The 1768-nt window shown below is 40.2% G+C and carries 1 protein-coding gene; it reads left to right on the forward strand.

Going from position 1 to position 1768, the window contains the following annotated elements:
• Positions 1 to 1564, forward strand: a 1564-nt coding sequence (locus tag ACFIKE_RS10100; protein ID WP_375649718.1) for a GH36-type glycosyl hydrolase domain-containing protein, incomplete at its 5' end; no start/stop codon positions are given.
• Positions 1565 to 1768: the final 204 nt, after the last annotated feature.

Below are 1768 nucleotides of genomic sequence, written 5' to 3' on the forward strand. Positions count from 1 at the left end.
AGAAGCTGAAAAATTACTCAATCAAGTACGTGCAAGTGATTTTGAAATTCTGCTCACAAAACAAAAACAGCAATGGAGCGATTTTGTTTCTCCTTTTCAAGTTAAAACACCGGATCCCTCTTTTGATATTATGGTCAATCATTGGCTCCCTTATCAGACCTATGCATGCCGCATCATGGCACGCGCAGGATTTTACCAAGCTAGTGGTGCATTTGGCTTCCGTGACCAATTGCAAGATAGCTTGTCTTTACTCCTCCTTGAACCACAACTGGCACGTGAACAATTGTTAAACGCTGCAGCCCATCAATTTCCCGAAGGTGATGTACAGCATTGGTGGTTGCCTGACACCAACGCAGGCGTTCGCACACGCATTTCTGATGACATTGTTTGGCTAGCCTATGGTAGCGCCCTTTATGTTAACACCACTGGTGAGTACGACTTTCTTGATATTCCCATTGCGTTCATTGAAGGCCCTCCTCTAGAGATAGAACAACAAGATGCTTATTTTCAACCCACGCAATCTCAAAAAACAGCAACACTTTATGAACATTGTTCTTTAGCTTTAGATCTTGCCATCAAACGTTGTGGTCAACATGGTCTTCCTCTCATCTTAGGCGGAGATTGGAATGATGGCATGAATTTAGTGGGCATTGGAGAAAAAGGGGAAAGTACTTGGTTGGGTTGGTTTCTTGGCACTACACTACAAGCATTTATTCCTCTTGCCAAAAAACGTGGCGACCATAACCATGCTAACACATGGAGTGCATACCTTAAACATTTGACTACAGCTTTAGAAAAAAATGGTTGGGATGGCGCTTGGTATCGACGTGGTTATTTTGATGATGGAACACCCCTTGGTTCTAAAATAAATGATGAATGCCAAATTGATACCATTGCGCAATCTTGGGCTGTCATTTCTCAAATGGCATCACTTAAGCGCCAAAAACAAGCAATGGCTTCTATGCTTGAACATCTATGGGACAAAAAAGCCGGCATTATACGTCTTTTTTGGCCTCCTTTTGATAAAAGTACTCTCGAACCTGGTTATATAAAAGGTTATCCTCCAGGCATTCGAGAAAATGGTGGTCAATATACGCATGGTGCTATTTGGAGCATTCTAGCGCTTGCTGAGATGGGTGAAGCAGACAAAGCTTATTCTCTATTTTCTATGATCAATCCAATCACCCATGGTAAAAATCCTGAAGTTTATCGTGTTGAACCCTATGTTATGGCTGCAGACATCTACGCCATTGAACCACGTCGTGGACAAGGCGGTTGGACATGGTATACAGGTTCAGCAGGATGGTTCTACCATACCGCGATACAAGCCATTCTTGGGATTCAACGTCAAGGCAATCTGTTGTTTTTAAAACCACATTTACCCTCCTCTTGGCCTAAATATGAAACAAAAATAAAATTTTATGATGCCATCTATACTATCAAAGTAAAATGGGGATCTGAAAATATGCTTAGTGTTGACGGTAAGAAATATGCCAAACTTAACGCAGGAATAAAGTTAAAAAAAATAGGTCAACATGAAATCATACGTATTCTTAAATCTTAAAAACAGAAAAAATAACAGGCTTTTTTATTCTTGCTCAAAGCCACAGAATTGTTATATTTTCTGCACTCCCTATATTGACCATATTGGTGCACAATAATTTTAGATTCTATGAGACTGAAAGAAAAAGGGTTATGAATCATCCGGATATTGCTAGACGTGTTTACAATCATACTTGGAAACTTGATCCCATTATTCGTTCACTTC

This window comes from Bartonella sp. MU70NMGDW, assembly GCF_042194085.1.
Classification (GTDB): domain Bacteria; phylum Pseudomonadota; class Alphaproteobacteria; order Rhizobiales; family Rhizobiaceae; genus Bartonella; species Bartonella grahamii.